The sequence below is a fragment of the Methanolobus sp. ZRKC3 genome (assembly GCF_045291275.1).
GTDB lineage: Archaea > Halobacteriota > Methanosarcinia > Methanosarcinales > Methanosarcinaceae > Methanolobus.
This window is the reverse complement of sequence record NZ_CP146982.1, coordinates 22,488-38,030: the sequence shown is the minus strand read 5'-3', so window position 1 is coordinate 38,030 and position 15,543 is coordinate 22,488. Positions and strand designations below refer to the sequence as shown.

18 protein-coding genes and 2 tRNA genes are annotated in these 15,543 nt (G+C 43.2%); 11 read left to right on the top strand and 9 right to left on the bottom strand.

The annotated features are described in order from the left end of the window. Nucleotides 1-246 precede the first annotated feature (246 nt). On the top strand, nucleotides 247-1,176 hold the full coding sequence (gene nadA / locus V7O66_RS00210) for a quinolinate synthase NadA (RefSeq protein ID WP_406660982.1): 930 nt from the start codon (nucleotides 247-249) through the stop codon (nucleotides 1,174-1,176). A 20-nt stretch (nucleotides 1,177-1,196) separates the two neighbouring features. Here the strand turns inward: nadA and V7O66_RS00205 are convergent, their stop codons facing one another. Genes V7O66_RS00205 through pscS form a run of 3 tightly spaced genes read right to left on the bottom strand, consistent with a single transcriptional unit; the run spans nucleotide 1,197 to nucleotide 3,774 of the window. Beyond that, on the bottom strand, nucleotides 1,197-1,604 hold the full coding sequence (locus V7O66_RS00205; protein WP_406660981.1) for a molybdenum cofactor biosynthesis protein MoaE: 408 nt from the start codon (nucleotides 1,602-1,604) through the stop codon (nucleotides 1,197-1,199). Nucleotides 1,605-1,609: 5 nt separating this feature from the next. Beyond that, nucleotides 1,610-2,350: a HesA/MoeB/ThiF family protein gene (locus V7O66_RS00200; protein ID WP_406660980.1), complete on the bottom strand. Its 741-nt coding sequence runs from the start codon at nucleotides 2,348-2,350 to the stop codon at nucleotides 1,610-1,612. Nucleotides 2,351-2,403: 53 nt separating this feature from the next. Then, entirely contained in the window at nucleotides 2,404-3,774 is a 1,371-nt protein-coding gene (gene pscS, locus V7O66_RS00195) for an O-phospho-L-seryl-tRNA:Cys-tRNA synthase (protein WP_406660979.1), read from the bottom strand. Nucleotides 3,775-4,034: 260 nt separating this feature from the next. Between pscS and V7O66_RS00190 the strand changes: the two genes are divergently transcribed. From V7O66_RS00190 to fdhD, 3 genes are read left to right on the top strand one after another with little or no spacing between them, the layout of a single operon-like run. Continuing rightward, nucleotides 4,035-4,358 carry a transcriptional regulator gene (locus tag V7O66_RS00190; protein ID WP_406660978.1) on the top strand — a complete coding sequence of 108 codons (324 nt, stop codon included), beginning with the start codon at nucleotides 4,035-4,037 and terminating at the stop codon, nucleotides 4,356-4,358. 26 nt (nucleotides 4,359-4,384) lie between these two features. Then, nucleotides 4,385-5,587, top strand: a complete 1,203-nt coding sequence (locus V7O66_RS00185; RefSeq protein WP_406660977.1) for an aminotransferase class V-fold PLP-dependent enzyme — start codon at nucleotides 4,385-4,387, stop codon at nucleotides 5,585-5,587. Then, complete coding sequence (fdhD, locus tag V7O66_RS00180) at nucleotides 5,588-6,400, top strand: formate dehydrogenase accessory sulfurtransferase FdhD (RefSeq protein ID WP_406660976.1); 813 nt, start codon at nucleotides 5,588-5,590, stop codon at nucleotides 6,398-6,400. Nucleotides 6,401-6,412: 12 nt separating this feature from the next. Here the strand turns inward: fdhD and V7O66_RS00175 are convergent, their stop codons facing one another. Together V7O66_RS00175 and V7O66_RS00170 are read right to left on the bottom strand one after the other, a co-directional pair. Continuing rightward, nucleotides 6,413-6,607 (bottom strand): MoaD/ThiS family protein, encoded by a 195-nt coding sequence (locus V7O66_RS00175; RefSeq protein ID WP_406660975.1) that lies wholly within the window; start codon nucleotides 6,605-6,607, stop codon nucleotides 6,413-6,415. Between the two features lie 55 nt (nucleotides 6,608-6,662). After that, a tRNA-Cys gene (locus tag V7O66_RS00170) sits at nucleotides 6,663-6,734 on the bottom strand. 141 nt (nucleotides 6,735-6,875) lie between these two features. On the opposite strand from V7O66_RS00170, the gene V7O66_RS00165 reads away from it, so the two are divergent. The 3 genes from V7O66_RS00165 to V7O66_RS00155 all read left to right on the top strand — a co-directional run bounded on the left by V7O66_RS00165 (nucleotide 6,876) and on the right by V7O66_RS00155 (nucleotide 8,506). Beyond that, nucleotides 6,876-7,391, top strand: a complete 516-nt coding sequence (locus V7O66_RS00165) for an NYN domain-containing protein (RefSeq protein ID WP_406660974.1) — start codon at nucleotides 6,876-6,878, stop codon at nucleotides 7,389-7,391. A 74-nt stretch (nucleotides 7,392-7,465) separates the two neighbouring features. Further along, nucleotides 7,466-7,537: transfer RNA gene (locus V7O66_RS00160), tRNA-Arg, on the top strand. A gap of 123 nt (nucleotides 7,538-7,660) precedes the next feature. Further along, a complete protein-coding gene (locus V7O66_RS00155; protein WP_406660973.1) occupies nucleotides 7,661-8,506 on the top strand; it encodes an alpha/beta hydrolase in 846 nt (281 codons plus the stop codon). A 48-nt stretch (nucleotides 8,507-8,554) separates the two neighbouring features. On the opposite strand, the gene V7O66_RS00150 is transcribed toward V7O66_RS00155, so the two are convergent. After that, nucleotides 8,555-9,733 (bottom strand): hypothetical protein, encoded by a 1,179-nt coding sequence (locus V7O66_RS00150; RefSeq protein WP_406660972.1) that lies wholly within the window; start codon nucleotides 9,731-9,733, stop codon nucleotides 8,555-8,557. Nucleotides 9,734-9,953: 220 nt separating this feature from the next. Here V7O66_RS00150 and V7O66_RS00145 point away from each other — a divergent pair, with 220 nt between their 5' ends. Next, complete coding sequence (locus V7O66_RS00145; RefSeq protein WP_406660971.1) at nucleotides 9,954-10,796, top strand: helix-turn-helix transcriptional regulator; 843 nt, start codon at nucleotides 9,954-9,956, stop codon at nucleotides 10,794-10,796. Nucleotides 10,797-10,893: 97 nt separating this feature from the next. Here V7O66_RS00145 and V7O66_RS00140 read toward each other — a convergent pair whose 3' ends face one another. Further along, the gene (locus tag V7O66_RS00140) at nucleotides 10,894-11,037 is read right to left on the bottom strand and encodes a hypothetical protein (protein ID WP_406660970.1); all 144 of its coding nucleotides are present in this window, start codon (nucleotides 11,035-11,037) and stop codon (nucleotides 10,894-10,896) included. Nucleotides 11,038-11,216: 179 nt separating this feature from the next. On the opposite strand from V7O66_RS00140, the gene V7O66_RS00135 reads away from it, so the two are divergent. Further along, nucleotides 11,217-11,912 (top strand): HAD family hydrolase, encoded by a 696-nt coding sequence (locus V7O66_RS00135; RefSeq protein ID WP_406660969.1) that lies wholly within the window; start codon nucleotides 11,217-11,219, stop codon nucleotides 11,910-11,912. Then, entirely contained in the window at nucleotides 11,896-13,107 is a 1,212-nt protein-coding gene (locus tag V7O66_RS00130) for an NAD(P)/FAD-dependent oxidoreductase (protein WP_406660968.1), read from the top strand. Before V7O66_RS00135 ends, V7O66_RS00130 begins: the two co-directional genes overlap by 17 nt. 3 nt (nucleotides 13,108-13,110) lie before the next feature. On the opposite strand, the gene V7O66_RS00125 is transcribed toward V7O66_RS00130, so the two are convergent. Then, nucleotides 13,111-13,614 carry an amino acid-binding protein gene (locus V7O66_RS00125; protein ID WP_406660967.1) on the bottom strand — a complete coding sequence of 168 codons (504 nt, stop codon included), beginning with the start codon at nucleotides 13,612-13,614 and terminating at the stop codon, nucleotides 13,111-13,113. A 262-nt stretch (nucleotides 13,615-13,876) separates the two neighbouring features. Here V7O66_RS00125 and V7O66_RS00120 point away from each other — a divergent pair, with 262 nt between their 5' ends. Then, a complete protein-coding gene (locus tag V7O66_RS00120) occupies nucleotides 13,877-15,226 on the top strand; it encodes an isopropylmalate synthase (RefSeq protein WP_406660966.1) in 1,350 nt (449 codons plus the stop codon). A gap of 81 nt (nucleotides 15,227-15,307) precedes the next feature. On the opposite strand, the gene V7O66_RS00115 is transcribed toward V7O66_RS00120, so the two are convergent. Then, nucleotides 15,308-15,505 carry a YegP family protein gene (locus tag V7O66_RS00115; RefSeq protein WP_406660965.1) on the bottom strand — a complete coding sequence of 66 codons (198 nt, stop codon included), beginning with the start codon at nucleotides 15,503-15,505 and terminating at the stop codon, nucleotides 15,308-15,310. Nucleotides 15,506-15,543: the final 38 nt, after the last annotated feature.

The window sequence follows — 15,543 nt, the reverse complement described above, 5'->3', positions numbered from 1 at the left end:
AAGGAAGTACATATCGTAGATCACTTTTTTACCTCATTGGTAATTGCTGCAGTCTTGTTGAAGCAACTATCAATTTATTTTGTAAAGAGTATGCCAACCAATTATATTAAGTTATTATTAAAAAATATATGGTCTGAAAATAATGGGAAAAAGTATATAACAATAAATACAATTCTCAATTGTGAACTTATCGCATTAAATAATCAATGCAAACTGAAAATAGAGATAGCAAATTAGGTATTGATCATGACATATATCGAAAGAACGACGCTTGACACGGAATCACTCAAAGAGAAGATACTGCAGCTCAAAAAGGAACGCAATGCAGTGATACTTGCTCATAACTACCAGATAGAAGAAGTGCAGGATATCGCAGACTTCACAGGGGATTCCCTTGAACTTGCCAGAAAGGCAGCAAACCAGAGTGCTGATGTAATTGTCTTTTGCGGAGTTGACTTTATGGCAGAGACAGCAGCCATTCTTTCACCTGAAAAGACAGTGCTGTTACCTGCACCAGATGCAAACTGCCCCATGGCTGAAATGATAACAGCAGGAGAACTCCGCGTCCTCAAGGAAAGGTTCCCCGATGCAGCAGTGGTATGTTATGTGAACACCACAGCAGAAGTGAAGGCTGAAAGTGATATCTGCTGCACATCTTCTAATGCCGTAAAAGTGGTTGAATCTCTTGATGCCGATCAGATTATTTTCGTACCTGACAAAAACTTGGGCAGTTATGTAGCCCGATTCACAGACAAAAAGGTACTTCCATGGGAAGGATTCTGCTTTGTACATGACAGGATCACACCTGAAGATGTGAATACGGCACGCCAACTTCACCCCGATGCACAAGTCCTCGTACACCCCGAGTGCAGGGCAGAGGTTGTTGACATGGCAGACCATGTATTTTCAACATCCGGCATGATAGAACATGTCTGCAAGAGCAGTAACAAAGAATTCATAATCGGAACGGAAGTAGGGATACTCCACAGGATGAAAAAAGACTGCCCGGATAAATTATGCTATCCATTATCTTCGCAGGCCATATGTACCAATATGAAAAGAACAGACCTTCAAAAAGTGTACAACTCACTTAAGAGTCTCACACCCAGAGTAACAGTACCAGAGGATGTTGCAGACAGAGCACGCCTGGCAATCCAGAGAATGCTTGATATTTAGATTTTGTCAAAAATGAAATATCAGGATTTATAGGCTTCTCCGGGAATCCAGCGATTACCGGAATTGCCGATCTCCTTTTTCCATATTGGAACACTTTCCTTTATTCTCTCAAGTACATACTCACATGCATCGAATGCTTCCTTACGATGCCCTGCACCTACAATTATAAGCAGTATATTCTCACCCACGGATAATTCCCCGATACGGTGAATGACATCCACACTTTCGATGTCAAATTTCCCAAAGGCTTCATCGGAGATGGTTTCAAGCTCCTTGTTGGCTACTTCTTCGTAAGCCTCAAAGTGTAGCTGGTCGATATCATCATCCCTGACAGTTCCAAGGAAGGTGACCATGGCACCCATTTTAGAGGTCTTTGCCTGAGAGATCATTTCGTTTATATCAAAGTCATCATGTGTAATTTTTATCATGGTGATCAGTCCTGTAACTTATCCGTACTACCGCAGACCTTGCAATCAGGCCTTTTGGATATCCTCATGGATTCCATTTCTGAGGAAAGGCCATTCCATATAAGCAACCTGTTAGCCAGAAGCTTTCCTTTACCAAGCAGATATTTGATAACCTCGTTAGCCTGTATCATGGCGATTATACCCGGAGTCACACCCACAACGGGAAATACTTCCGTTGGCGGAGCAGTTGGGAAAACACAGTTAAAACATGCACTTTCTCCGGGAATAATGGTCATCGCCTGACCATCAAAACCACGGATGGCACCATGGATAAGCGGAATTCCTTTTTCGTAGGCAACCTGATTGAGAAGGTAACGGATAGGATAATTATCCATGGCATCAACTATAAGGTCCGCGTCACCCACCAGCTCCCTTACATTGGATTCATCTATTGTCAGATGAACTGTTTCTACATCAATGTGAGGATTGACAGCTTGAAGTTTGTCTGCAACAGATGATACTTTCTCCCTCCCGATATCCGGTTCCCAGTGCAGGACCTGTCGGTTAAGGTTCGTTTGTTCTACATAGTCACGGTCAGCAATTCTCAGATGCCCTACACCGGCAACTGCAAGATAAAGTGCAACTGGACATCCAAGCCCTCCTGCCCCTGCAATAAAGATCCTGGCATCCTTTAAGTGCTTCTGGCCATCCTCACCAAAAAGCATGATCTGTCGGGCATAACGCTCCAGTTCATCCTCACTTAACATGTTTTTTATCTTCCCGTGCAAAGCAGAAAAGGTTAATCCTCTGGCATGAGGATCTAATCATTCCTGTTGACCTTTATTTCGTACTTTTCTGCAATCTCCGCAAGAGAATCAGCAAGATAATGCACCTTTTCCCATGAAAGACCATAGGTACTGAGTTTCCATGAACGGGTTGCTCCGGCAAACTCTCCCACTATTCCCCTCTTTGAGAGTTCGTCTGAGAAGAAGAAACCTCTTCTTTTATGGGAGTTTGCAACCACATCGAAACTTCCTGTGGTATCAACCTTTGAAAGTGCGTGTTTTCTTGGATACTCTGACAGTACCGCAGTTCCCTCTATTTCAAGCATCCTGTCAATGAGGAAATTGGATTTCTTCACTTCTTCAGCCCAGTTATGCGTACGCTCTTTCACTGTTGGGAAAGAAGCTATCATTGCCATCAAGGTTGAACCCATAAGAGTACATCCAAGCATCTCGACCTCCTTGACCCCGAATTTACGTTTGGTAAGGTCACCTGTCATCTGGGTTGTCCTGAATACCACATCAGCCCATTCATCAGTCGTTGCGAGGACACCTGACGGTGCAGGAGATGCCATGCTCTTGTGACCAGAGCCAACTATGAAGTCAGCGCCGATCTTCTTCCCATCCACGGGCATCACACCTACTGTATATGCCCCGTTGTAGAGGAAAGGAATATCGTACTGGTGAGCAACTTTACCAATCCCATTGACATCATGCTCATTGGCAAGCTGATAATCGAAATGGTCTATCATTATAAGTGAAGGAACCTTTCCGGTTTCAGCAGTAACGTCCTCTATCCTGTCTGCCACTGCATCGGCTGTGATAATGTTATTCTCATTGAGAGGAACTTCCCTCACAATACCACCTGCTGCCTCCACTGAAAGGAACTCAGTATAGTGCGCCAGTGAAGAGACGACCACAGGATCCCCTGGTTTCACAAGACTTGAAGTGACTGCCTGGAATCCCCTCCTGGCTCCTGGAACTACCCGGGCTGTATCCATGTTTAGGAATGCTGCAAGTTCCTGATGGAAATCAGCAATTGGTGGTTTGGATATCTTATCAAGTCTGAAGGGCTTGCGGCAACTGTCACAAGTAGAGTATCCATCCCCATATGCAATGAGTGCCTTGCGAGCCTCGGGGGTTAGTCTTCCTGCTGCCTGTATTGGCTGGATGTTAACGTATTCTTCCTCTCGGCTTCGAATACCAAGCGTTCCACCGATCCTAGTGACCTTGGGAACGCCAGTTCCAGCTTCCAGATCGTCTAATATCGACCTGATATGCCTTATCTGCCCATTGAACTCATCCATGTCTGCAGGACCAGTCGAACCTGGAAGTGACTGGCGCAGCGTCTCACGGACGTCTTCAAGGGCAAATAGCGCTTCAAATGTTTTCTGTACTCTGATATCCATGGGAATACCTCTTGTCGCACCTTAGCTGCCAGTTAATAGTAAGCATTTTTAGGCTGAATACGACATTATTATCGTGCATTTACTATCAGTTCACGATTGTGAATTATTAGTTAACAATTGTCAATATATAAGACTATTGCATGAGTGAAAGATTGAAACAAAGGACAAAGAAAAGACTTTTAAGATTGAGACCTCATTCACAATTGTGAGTTAGGATCTATTGGAAACAACCAATCGATAATTAATAGGAAGCAAATATAATGAAATTACCCTGTCAAATGATAGTCTGGGACGTGTTGCCTGCCATCAGAGCAGCGATTGCAGAAGAGCTTGTTAACTGCGGATTTTCACAACAGGAAATTGCCCGGGAACTGGACATGGCGCCTTCGGCAGTTTCACAATACCTCTCCAAGAAAAGAGGTTATAGAATAGTATTTGACGAGGATGTCAAAGCATCCATACACATTCTTGCAGAAGATATGAAAGCTGGTACTGTTGATGACCTTGCAGAAAGGATATGCTGCATTTGCCGTCAATTACGTGAAGATAACCAGCAATGTCTTCATGGTGAAGATAAAACATAATATGAGTACATTCACTTAGCTGCGTCATGTCAGGATGGACTTATATGCTAAACGTAGAGAATATAAGAAACGATTTCCCGATCCTTGAAGACATATCCTATATGGATAATGCCGCAACCAGCCTTTCTCCTGAGCAGGTGCTCAGCTCCATGAATGAATTTGAAAGGCATTACCGTGCCAATGTTGGAAGAGGGGTGCATCGCCTTGCGAATATGACTTCACAGAAATACTGGCACGCACACCAGAGGATATCCCGGTTCATTGGAGGGGAAAACGGCACAACGGTCCTGACGAAGAATACCACAGAAGCCATCAACATGGTTGCCTGTGGAACCAGCTGGAACAAAGGTGACAATGTGGTCACCACTATCCTTGAACATCACTCTAATTATCTCCCGTGGATGCGCTTGCGTAACAGAGGCGTAGACGTTTCAGTTATACGAACGGATAGTCAGGGTTCATTTGACATGGGAGATTTCGAAGCCACAATAAATGAAGATACAAAGCTGGTCGCTATCACCCATGCTTCAAATGTCCTGGGAAACCTGCAACCGGTAAAAGAGATAGCTGCCATCTGCCATGAAAATGGAGCTAAATTGCTTGTAGATGGAGCACAGTCAGTCCCCCACATCTCCATTGATGTCAATAAGCTAGACTGCGATTACCTCTGTTTTTCAGGACATAAGATGCTCGGACCCACAGGAACAGGAGTTCTGTGGATGAAAGAGGAGGAGATCAAACCGCTGTTGCTTGGCGGTGGTATGATAGCAAATGTATCGGCAGATGATTACACCCTTGCAGAAGGATATCAGCAGTACGAGGCAGGAACCCCGAATATCTCAGGAATGATAGGACTTGCCAGAGCTGTGGAATATCTTGAAGACACAGGAATGATGAATCTAAAAAGGCACGAAGATAGTATCACACAAAGAATGCTCACAGGACTTCGTGATATTGAAGGTATAACTGTTTACGGACCCGAAGACAACTCCGAAAGAATAGGAGTTGTATCCTTTAACGTTGAAGGATTACATCCTCACGAGGTGGCGCATATTCTTGATGAGGGAGCAGCTATCATGGTCAGGTCAGGCGAGCATTGCTGCCAGCCCCTTATGGAACATCTGGGACTTAAGAGCGGTACGGTACGGGCAAGTCTCTACCTGTATAACAGCAAAGAGGAAGTTGATCTTCTGATAGATACAATGGAAGAATTGACAAGGAGACTATGAATGTACAGGGAAATAGATTGTATAAAAGGAGATGGTGCTTCTTTTGAACTGGAAAAGCATCCGGTCATAGAGGAAATGCCGCTTGCTGTCAAAGTGAATGGAAGGCAGGCACTTACAGCGATGATAAGTCCTGACATGCTTCGGGAATTCGTTATTGGTTTTCTTTACACGGAAGGCATCATCAAGGGCATAGATGAGATTGAGTCTATTAAGATAGAAGACAGCAATGCAAGCGTGCTGACAACGAATCCTTTCAAGATACTGGCCTCAAAGAAAACTGTTCTAAGTGGCTGTGGCGGAACAATGTCCTATCTTGACATCGCCAAACTTCCTGAGATCAGATCCAGCCTTACCATTGATTCCCAAACCATACGCAACTCCGTAAAAGAAGGCCTTGATTCCCAGCTTCATGTTTTGACCGGAGGAATACATGTGGTTGCCCTGTACAATAGCGATGGAAGGATGTATGCTGTTGAGGACATAGGCAGGCACAATGCGCTTGACAAAATAATAGGCTACGCCCTTGAGAACAACATCGACCTTTCCAGTACATACATCATCTGTTCCGGCAGGATCTCATCCGAGATGGCCAGGAAATGCCTGATAGCAAATATCCCGATCGTTGTTTCAAGAGGAGCTACCACGACACTTACAGTTGATATTGCAAGATCCCGTGGACTTACAATTGTAGGTTTTGTGAGAAGCAAAAAGATGAATATTTACTCAGGTGGAGAAAGGATAACAGACATCCCGCCTTCAATGCCAGAGTTACTACCAGAAAAAGAAGAAGAAGAAGAGAATGAAACTGCATGACAGATTTTCGGGTTAGCCACCGAAAACAACCTGCACTATCCGAACTTCATCACCGTTGTCAAGTATTGCATCCACTGGAATGATATGACCATCCCTTGATACAAGCACTTCTCCCTGGCTGATATCCAGCTTGAACAGCAACTCCTCAACAGTAAGTGATCCTACATCCATTTCTTCGGTTTCACCGGATGGTAATTTTACTTTCATGATCCGACCTGTAATAGGTGATAAAAACAAAATAAGTATTTTAAAAAATACCTCAAGCCAAGGCCCGGATTCGAACCGGGATGGTATCGCTCTGCAGGCGATTGCGTAGCCGCTCCGCCACCTTGGCAAACTTGGTTCACAATTGTGAATACATATAGTACACAATTGTGATATTTAAGAATAACGCATGCTTTGTGCTAAAACATACAATATTGGGCACAAACTATAATCGAAGCCTGAAATAATACAAGAGTATTGGAGTTATCTTATGCAACCTGCTCAATACAATAGGACCACAGTGCCCTCAGACCAAAGAATTGCCGTATTTGCGGACGTACAGAACATGTTCTATGCTGCCAGAAATATCTATGATGACTGGCTTGACTACTATAAATTGCTGAACACCGCCATAAATGGCAGGAAACTTATCAGGGCCATCGCATATGTGGTAGAAACTGACGGTGTGGACCAATCCGGTTTCAAACACATACTGGAAACTGCCGGATGGGAAATAAGGACAAAGCAATTGAAGATCCGGCCCGATGGCTCCACCAAAGGAGACTGGGACATGGGAATTGCCATAGATGCAATATCTATAGCCCATAAAGTTGACACTGTGGTACTGGTAAGTGGCGACGGAGATTTCACTGCCCTTGTAGATCATCTGAAGGCATCAGGTGTTCGGGTCGAAGTGACATCCTTTGAAAGGAATACTGCATTGGAACTCATCAACTCTGCAACTTCATACTATCCACTCAATGAAAGTGTACTACGCAGGAAATAGGAGCCTCTGTCCGTTGTTGCAGCAAATTTATCTCCAATGAAAAACATCCAGAATCAGTTTACTAATGAAATGATGGGCCTGTAGTGTAGTGGATATCACTTTAGCCTCCGGAGCTTAGAACCCGGGTTCGATTCCCGGCAGGCCCGTGAATACTGTTTTTGGTTGATAGTATGAGCAAGAGAACAGGAAAAAAATTCAAAAGGCAAACCCCTACTTTGAATTCCAGACCGGATAGAAAAATCACTCTTATTCTGGGAATTATTCTAATTATGGCTGGAATACTAGGCACCTTTATTGATTCTGATGAACAGGATTGGTCTGTTTCAGAGAATCAGACCCTTTCCTACAATTTAGATGATCTGGAATATGAAACATCACAACTAACATCAGCAGGAGAACATGCGGACACTATTATCCGTTCAGTAAGTTTCAAAAGTCGCGGTGAGAAAATTAGTGGAATGATGAGAATACCCAGATCTGAAAATGAAGTACCAGGTGTTCTTGTCCTCCCGGGGGCAGGAGTTACAAAGGAGCAACAGACTGCCATACCTACGCTTCTTGCTGACATGGGATATGCCTCTATAACCATTGACCAAAGAAACCTTGGAGCTGTGGATCCAGAGCAAGACCTTGAGCTTTTCAGCAATGGAAATGAACCAGTGGAATATATGATGGTGCATGATGCCCTGATGGCTGCTGATGTGCTTAAAGCTCAATCCGAAGTCAGCGACGATATTGCCATGCTAGGGCTTAGTAATGGTGGCAGGTTTGCAATCATAGCAACTGCGATCGATCCAGAAATAAAAGGTGTCGTAACCATAAGTACAGCAGGATACAACATTGATACAATTGGAAAGAGCGAGTTTGTGGATGAAGAAGACTACATATTCTACAGTTCTATTGACCCGGACAACTATCTTGATATGATAACACCACGCAGGTTCGTCATGTTCCACTCCTTCAATGACAGCATCATACCCTATGAACTGGCACAGCGCAGTTTTGACAAAGCTCAGGAACCAAAGGTATTCTATGGAGTAGAGGGCAGTACCCATGGATACAACCCACTTGTGGACATGGGTCTTGAAGAGGAACTGGAACTTATGTTCCACTAAGCAAGTGGTCTAAAAAAGAAAAGAAAGGAGAATTTTCTTTTCATTAACTTATTTCACCACGACAGTAACCTTGATAGAAGGCTTATTCACCACACTGAAGGTGTAAATACCCGGCTCATCAAAGGTGTAAGAGAAGACCTTACCATAATAGATGGTCTGATCATCCCACAAACCGTCATCACTCACAAGCACAAAGGGAAACTTCGGCCTCTGCAGATTTCTCCAGGTAACCATCTCACCTGCATCGATCTCTATGAGTTCAGGCGTTACTGTACGGATGATAAGAAACTCATTACTACGAGTCATTGACTGTTGCTGCTCCCGCATCTGCTCCATTGACTGGACACGTTCATCGGTACCGTCATCCATTATTGGTACCGGCATAGGCATCACCATATCCTCCCTGACAGGAGTATCAATTACAGATTGCATCTTCCTTTCTGTAACCACAATGGTTCCGGTTATTGCAGGATTGTCCTTTGCACTGAAGGTGTAAATACCAGGTTCTTCAAAGGTGTAGGAAAACATCCTACCGTAGGAGAGAGTCTGTTCGTCCCAAAGATCATCATCACTCACAAGCACAACCGGGATCTTTGGTCTCCTCAGATTCTTCCAGATCACAGTGTCACCTGCATGAACCTCCATTGAATTTGGTGTTGTTACGCGAGTGATAAGGAACTGATTAATACGAGTCATTACCTGTTGCTGCATCTGCTCCTGAGACTGTTCCATTTGCCTGACACGCTCACCGGTACCGTCACCCATTATGGGCACCGGCATGGGTACCATCATATCCTCCCTGGCAGGGGCGTCAACTACAGATTCCATCTTCCTTTCTGTAACCACAATAGTTCCGGTTATTGCAGGATTATCCTTTGCACTGAAAGTGTAAATACCCGTTTCTTCAAAGGTGTAGGAAAATATCCTACCGTAGGAAAGAGTCTGGTCATCCCACAAACCATCATCACTCACAAGCACAACCGGAATCTTTGGTCTCTTCAGGTTCTTCCAGGTTACAGTATCACCTACTGCGACCTCCATCGATTCAGGAGTGACTATTCTGATTATTAAAAATTCGTATTTTTGTATGCCTGTTTCCGCGGATGATACAGATACGTCCGTTCCGCCCATATACGGACCATTTGCAGCCAAAGCTCCAGATATGAAAAGAGCAGAGCCTGCTATGAAAAAAGCTGCAATTAATAATATTGTTCTGGTGTATTTCATAAGAAGATTCCTCCCGAGGTCCCATCCCTCAATATATATTTTGTTCCCGATTCCATATAGCCAAAACCAGTAGGGCATAACCATAGATACCCGAATGTTCCAATGCGATGAGAAAAATACAACGTCCCTGGAATACACCATTATGCTTAGTAGATATGATATGAAACATTTTTTCAATGATTATATATGCATTCAAGAGCAAGATACAATTGGGAGTTAAATGCAATCTTCTTTACTCGACACTTTATTCCTTTCTGAAAAAAGAAAGGATTTGCTGTTATTTCTGAAAGATGGAGCAAAGAATACGGATGAGATCAAGGCAGCCTTTGATTTCCCCTGGAAGTCAATGATACCCCAGATAAAGAAACTTGATGAGTGGGAACTGGTAACCTATAAGAAAGGCAACTGCAGCCTTACCACCATGGGAGAAGTCATCGTTGAGAATATGGATCGTTTTCTGATGACCCTTAAGGCACATGAGTACTATGGAAAATACTGGCTGGAACATGACCTTAAATCCATACCAAAGGAACTGCTTTACAGAATAGGTGAACTTGGCCATTGTGAAGTCCTTGAGCCAAATCTTCCAAACGTATTCGAGCAACAGGAAGAGATGCTCACAAGAATAGATGGCTCAGATAGGATCATGGTCTTTATCTCGATATATCATCCAGCTCAGCTTCTAATCTTTTCAGATATGATGGAGAGAGGAACAAAACTGGATATGATAATTACCGAAGAGGTATACAGGATAATTAAGGGTGAGATTCGATCAGACATTACTATTCTGCAAAGTGATAATCCCATTTTCATATCATTGAAGGAGGAATATGAGAGAGAGATGGATCTATTTTTCAAAGATAAACGATCGAACGTCTTTATCTACAGAGAAAATGTGAAACCACTGGCCATCACTGTAACCGACAGATCCTTTTCACTGGCGCTCCTGGAAAAGAATGGCAGATACAACAACTGCATGATCACAAGTTCTGAACCTGCCGCTATTTCATGGGGAGAGGAACTATTCAACTATTATAAGAATATGTCAGACAGACTTGCATAAGAAATACAAAGTTTGATCCACAGATAAAAAGAGAAATGATCAGAAGATATGACCATTCAAAAGAACAGTGAAATGATGTATCGAACTATCAGATCAATTATCTGAGACGTATGAAAGCTTGTCCGCATGTGGAATAGAAACCTTCGTCTTCTCTTTTGATAGAAGATTCATCGCAAGTGGTGAATGCTTTTATTCGTGCATCATACTCTTCTGTCTGCTCAAGTTTTGCTCCTGTGGCCATGATATTCCCTCTGAAGAAGTTTTCAAATGAAACTTTATCATGTTACTTATATAAATATAACCCATATAAAAAGATTTCTTATTAACAAAGTGATTAAATCAGTAGGAAGCTAAGATATAAGCTAAAAATACATTCTGGTTTACTAAATACAATGAAAAATTCCACCGGGTGAGTTCAGAATGATGAAAAGAGAAGAAATTAAAGGCATTATTTTTGATATGGATAATACTCTTTTCGATTTTGTAAAAGCAAAGATGCTTGCATGCTCCATTATCGTGGACTACATAGGCACAGGTGAACCGGAGGAACTTTTTGGCTATTTCCGCAGAGATAAACATGGTTTTGAGGACCTGGATAATATCAGTGATTACCTGAGAGACTACGAAATATTCACCGATGACCGATTCATAGAATGTTGTAACATATACGAGAATGAGAAGGTCCGAAACATTGAGCTTTACCCGGGAGTAAAAGAGACTATTTGCAAACTTAAAAGCATTGGACTACCACTTGGAGTACTCACTGATGCCAATAGGAAGAATACAAGGGCCAGAATCAGAAAGGTAGGGTTGTGCAGGTACTTTGACCCCCTCGTCACATTTGATATAACCGGAGAAAAAAAGCCATCGCATACACCTTTCTACTACGCACTTGATTCAATGGGCCTTCAGCCCCATGAAACTCTTTTTGTAGGAGATAGTCTAAGACGGGATATTGTGCCATCAAAGCAGATCGGCATGATAGCGGCATACGCCAGATATGGTGACTCAAATGATGCTGGAGACATAGTTGATACGGAAAGACCGGATTACGTACTAAACAATTTTAAAGATATAATTGATATTGTATTGAAGGAAAATGAGCACGATAGCTAAGGAATATGATGTTGTTGTTGTGGGCGGGGGGCCGATAGGTTCCACCGCTGCAAGATATGCTGCAAAGAATGGAGCTACTGTACTAATGGTAGAAGACCATGCAGCCATAGGTTCACCTGTAGGATGCACAGGACTCTTGAGTAAAAGAGCATTAGCAGAATGTGATGTGAAACCTTCCGATGATTTTGTGTTCAATAAGGTACGTGGTGCCTTCATTCACCCCATGAACGGAGCATACCTCCCAATCGATGGAAGGGAAACAAAGGCATACGTGGTTTCCAGAAAAATGTTCGACCGCAGACTTGCAAACATGGCTGCAGAGCAGGGAGTTGATATCTGCCTCAATACAAGAGCCACGGGTATTGAGAAAAGTAATGGAATGCAGCAAGTTCAGATCGTCCGGGAAGGCATCAAGCAGACAATACGTTCAAAGGTAGTGATAGGTGCAGACGGCGTGCGCAGCAACATTGCCAGGATGGCAGGTCTCGGGCAGGTAAAGAAGGTACTGCCAGGTATACAGATAGAAGCACCATACAGATCCCAAAACCCGGATTTCGTAGAACTTTTCGTGGGTTCACAGGCTCCCGGATTCTTTGCCTGGACAGTACCTGTAAATGAAGATGTATCACGCATAGGACTTGCTGTTGATGGCAGTAGCGAATCAGCAATAGCCGAACTTGACAGACTCCTGAGAACAAATAAACATCTGGCTTGCGGATATGGAGGTGGAAAACTTGACATTGTAATGGGAGGCATTCCACTTGGACCACTTGAAAAGACCTATTGTGACGGAACGCTCATAGTAGGCGACGCCGCGGGGCAGGTCAAGCCCACATCAGGAGGCGGAATATACACCGGAGCAGTATGTGCAAAGATCGCAGGAGAGGTTGCCGCCAAGGCTGCACTGGAAAATGATACGTCAGACAAGAGGCTCTCAGAGTATGAGCAAAGATGGCGGGCCCGGATAGGAAAAGAACTTGCAATGGGCATGAAAATCCATGATTTCATAGGGGGACTTGAAGACGGAGAACTTGACGAACTCATAGGCTCCATGAACGATCCTGCAATCCTTGAAACCATCACACACTACGGAGACATGGACCATCCATCCATCCTTATTAAAAAACTACTGAACCCCGTAAATTCAAGAAGCCTGTTCAGGGTATTCCGTGCATTTACAAAGGCAGTATTGTGAAGATCAATATATACTGACGCCTTTTACAGAATCCAGTGCAAGCAACTTCTCAACTATGCTTCCAGGAACCTTGGAATCTGTAATTATAGTCAATCTTGGCTCATTTGTGAAAAAGGGATCATCTGAAACAGCCTGTCTGATACTTATATTATGTTCCGTGATAACCGAAGATACGTTGGAAAGTATACCCGTACTGGCAGCATCATCAGGTGTGATAATAATAACACCAAGGCCTAGCAACGGAGCCACATCAGGCAGGAATGGTATGGACCTTACATTCTGGAAAATCTTTCTTAGAAGGTCATCTGAGAGAATTGTCTCGGTAGTAGAATCAACTACCCTGCGATCAACACCCGCTTCTTTTGCAAGCTGAGTATGTGCTATCTCGATCTTGCCGGATGTCACCTTTCCATCATCATTCACCTGGAAACCACGTTCAAAAAGGACCCTGAGAACTTTTTGCTGTGCCGGATGCTTTTCAAACTTTTGAAGTAGTACACTCCACATAGACAACATGTAATCATTTTAAAATATAAAGATGTACGGTTATGGTCAGTGTATAGTAAATAATTTTGATGGTTACCAAAATATCAAAAAAAAGAAAAGCATTTTAAGGATAAAGTTGTCTATAGGATAAATACGAGTTATCATTTGAATAAGAATTACCCGAATTTAGAATGTCGCGCATTTTAATACCAGAATGGTATCCATCGTTTCTAAAAGAGAATCAGCGCATTCCGGGACATTATTAATCCAAGGAGGATATGGAATGAAAGTGTACAGAGATTATGATGACCTTCCCAAGATCAAATTACCACTTGGCCAGGAAGTATCCATCAGTGACAGCACAATACGTGACGGGGCACAGATGCCAGGAATCGTCATGAAGAGCAGTCATAAAATTCAGATTTATGAATATTTGCACCAGATAGGCATCGAAAAGCTGGAATCTTTTGTCTATAATGAGAGAGACAGGAATGCCATCAAATTAATGATGGACCGAGGATATGAGTTCCCGGAAGTCACCGGTTGGGCAAGGGCTAATCCTGCAGATATAGATATAGTGCTCAGCGTTGACGGTATTGAGGAAACCGGTATACTCATGTCTGTTTCAGACCCACACATATACGACAAGATGGGACTTCCAAGCCGTGAAGCTGCCGAAGAGAAATACCTCAATGCACTCCAGTATGCAGTGGACCATGGATTAAGGACACGTGCACATGTAGAAGATATGACACGTGCAGACAATAACGATTTCGTATATCCGCTTGTGAAAAAGATACTTGAGATCGACCCTGAATGTACCATCAGGATATGCGACACAATAGGATTTGGAATGCCCTTTGTTGAAGTAGACGAGCCATTTGGCATTCCCACCATCACCAAACACCTCATTGATCAGCTGGGAGCAAAGAATGTCGAGACGCACTGCCACGATGACTTTGGTCTTGCTGTTGCCAACTCCATTGCAGGTTACTGGTACGGTGCAAACTGGTCAAATGTGACTTTCCTCGGTATTGGAGAGCGAGCAGGTAATGCGGAAATGGAAAAACTTCTCCTCCTTGCAAGGCGTGTAGAAGGCTTTGACAAGTATAACCTGGATTGCCTTGTTGAATTCGCAAAGTTCATGGAAAGTGAGATAGGCATCAGAATACCAAGGAACAAATCCGTAGTCGGCAAGAATGTCTTTGCGCATGAATCAGGGATCCATGCAGCAGGAGTACTTAAGAACCCATTCACCTACGAGCCATTCCCACCGGAAGTTGTAGGTGGACAAAGAATATTCCTTGTAGGGGACTCATCCGGAATAGAAGTATTGAGATACAAGGTCCAGGATGCTCTTAATGAACTTATGGATGTTCAGATAGAAATAGGTAAGGATGATAGGCGTCTTCGGGCAATTCAGGCAGATATTCAAAAACTCTACAACGATGAAAAAAGAGTATCATGTATTTCCGATGAAGAGATACTGGCCTATGTCAAGAAATACTTTGTATTCAACACAATTGTGAAAAAGGACCTCCATCGCGATGATGACAATGAGGATGATGAAAATAGTCCAAGATCAGATGAAAAGGACTATGTCAAGGTTCGTATGCACGATACTGTAGAATGAGCCTATAACTCGGACTACGTCAAAATTTAACAAATATGGTGGGTAAACCACCATACAGCTATTTTTTCACTTGCTCGAAATTCAACTTTCGGTATCTTGTGCTTCCTGCACCTCAATTACATCTGCGACAGGAGCATTTTCCCTTACTGAATCAATTCCTTTCATACAACCGGCTTTACTAGTATATCCCTGACTGGTTGCGATAATTTCACCATTTTTAGCTTTTAATCTGAATCTGAATTTCCCGCTTTTGTCTGTGAACACTTCGAACTTTGGCATATTCTCACTCTCCTAGTATACAAAATGGGGATAACGCA

What these genes read in the sequence shown, in the direction of transcription:
- nadA (WP_406660982.1), top strand. Translation starts at nt 247, where the DNA reads ATGACATATATCGAAAGAACGACGCTTGACACGGAATCACTCAAAGAG.
- V7O66_RS00155 (WP_406660973.1), top strand. Translation starts at nt 7,661, where the DNA reads ATGGCTGGAATACTAGGCACCTTTATTGATTCTGATGAACAGGATTGG.
- V7O66_RS00175 (WP_406660975.1), bottom strand. Translation starts at nt 6,607, where the DNA reads ATGAAAGTAAAATTACCATCCGGTGAAACCGAAGAAATGGATGTAGGA.
- V7O66_RS00165 (WP_406660974.1), top strand. Translation starts at nt 6,876, where the DNA reads ATGCAACCTGCTCAATACAATAGGACCACAGTGCCCTCAGACCAAAGA.
- V7O66_RS00150 (WP_406660972.1), bottom strand. Translation starts at nt 9,733, where the DNA reads ATGAAATACACCAGAACAATATTATTAATTGCAGCTTTTTTCATAGCA.
- V7O66_RS00145 (WP_406660971.1), top strand. Translation starts at nt 9,954, where the DNA reads ATGCAATCTTCTTTACTCGACACTTTATTCCTTTCTGAAAAAAGAAAG.
- V7O66_RS00190 (WP_406660978.1), top strand. Translation starts at nt 4,035, where the DNA reads ATGAAATTACCCTGTCAAATGATAGTCTGGGACGTGTTGCCTGCCATC.
- V7O66_RS00205 (WP_406660981.1), bottom strand. Translation starts at nt 1,604, where the DNA reads ATGATAAAAATTACACATGATGACTTTGATATAAACGAAATGATCTCT.
- pscS (WP_406660979.1), bottom strand. Translation starts at nt 3,774, where the DNA reads ATGGATATCAGAGTACAGAAAACATTTGAAGCGCTATTTGCCCTTGAA.
- V7O66_RS00185 (WP_406660977.1), top strand. Translation starts at nt 4,385, where the DNA reads ATGTCAGGATGGACTTATATGCTAAACGTAGAGAATATAAGAAACGAT.
- V7O66_RS00115 (WP_406660965.1), bottom strand. Translation starts at nt 15,505, where the DNA reads ATGCCAAAGTTCGAAGTGTTCACAGACAAAAGCGGGAAATTCAGATTC.
- V7O66_RS00200 (WP_406660980.1), bottom strand. Translation starts at nt 2,350, where the DNA reads ATGTTAAGTGAGGATGAACTGGAGCGTTATGCCCGACAGATCATGCTT.
- V7O66_RS00120 (WP_406660966.1), top strand. Translation starts at nt 13,877, where the DNA reads ATGAAAGTGTACAGAGATTATGATGACCTTCCCAAGATCAAATTACCA.
- V7O66_RS00135 (WP_406660969.1), top strand. Translation starts at nt 11,217, where the DNA reads ATGATGAAAAGAGAAGAAATTAAAGGCATTATTTTTGATATGGATAAT.
- V7O66_RS00130 (WP_406660968.1), top strand. Translation starts at nt 11,896, where the DNA reads ATGAGCACGATAGCTAAGGAATATGATGTTGTTGTTGTGGGCGGGGGG.
- V7O66_RS00140 (WP_406660970.1), bottom strand. Translation starts at nt 11,037, where the DNA reads ATGGCCACAGGAGCAAAACTTGAGCAGACAGAAGAGTATGATGCACGA.
- fdhD (WP_406660976.1), top strand. Translation starts at nt 5,588, where the DNA reads ATGTACAGGGAAATAGATTGTATAAAAGGAGATGGTGCTTCTTTTGAA.
- V7O66_RS00125 (WP_406660967.1), bottom strand. Translation starts at nt 13,614, where the DNA reads ATGTGGAGTGTACTACTTCAAAAGTTTGAAAAGCATCCGGCACAGCAA.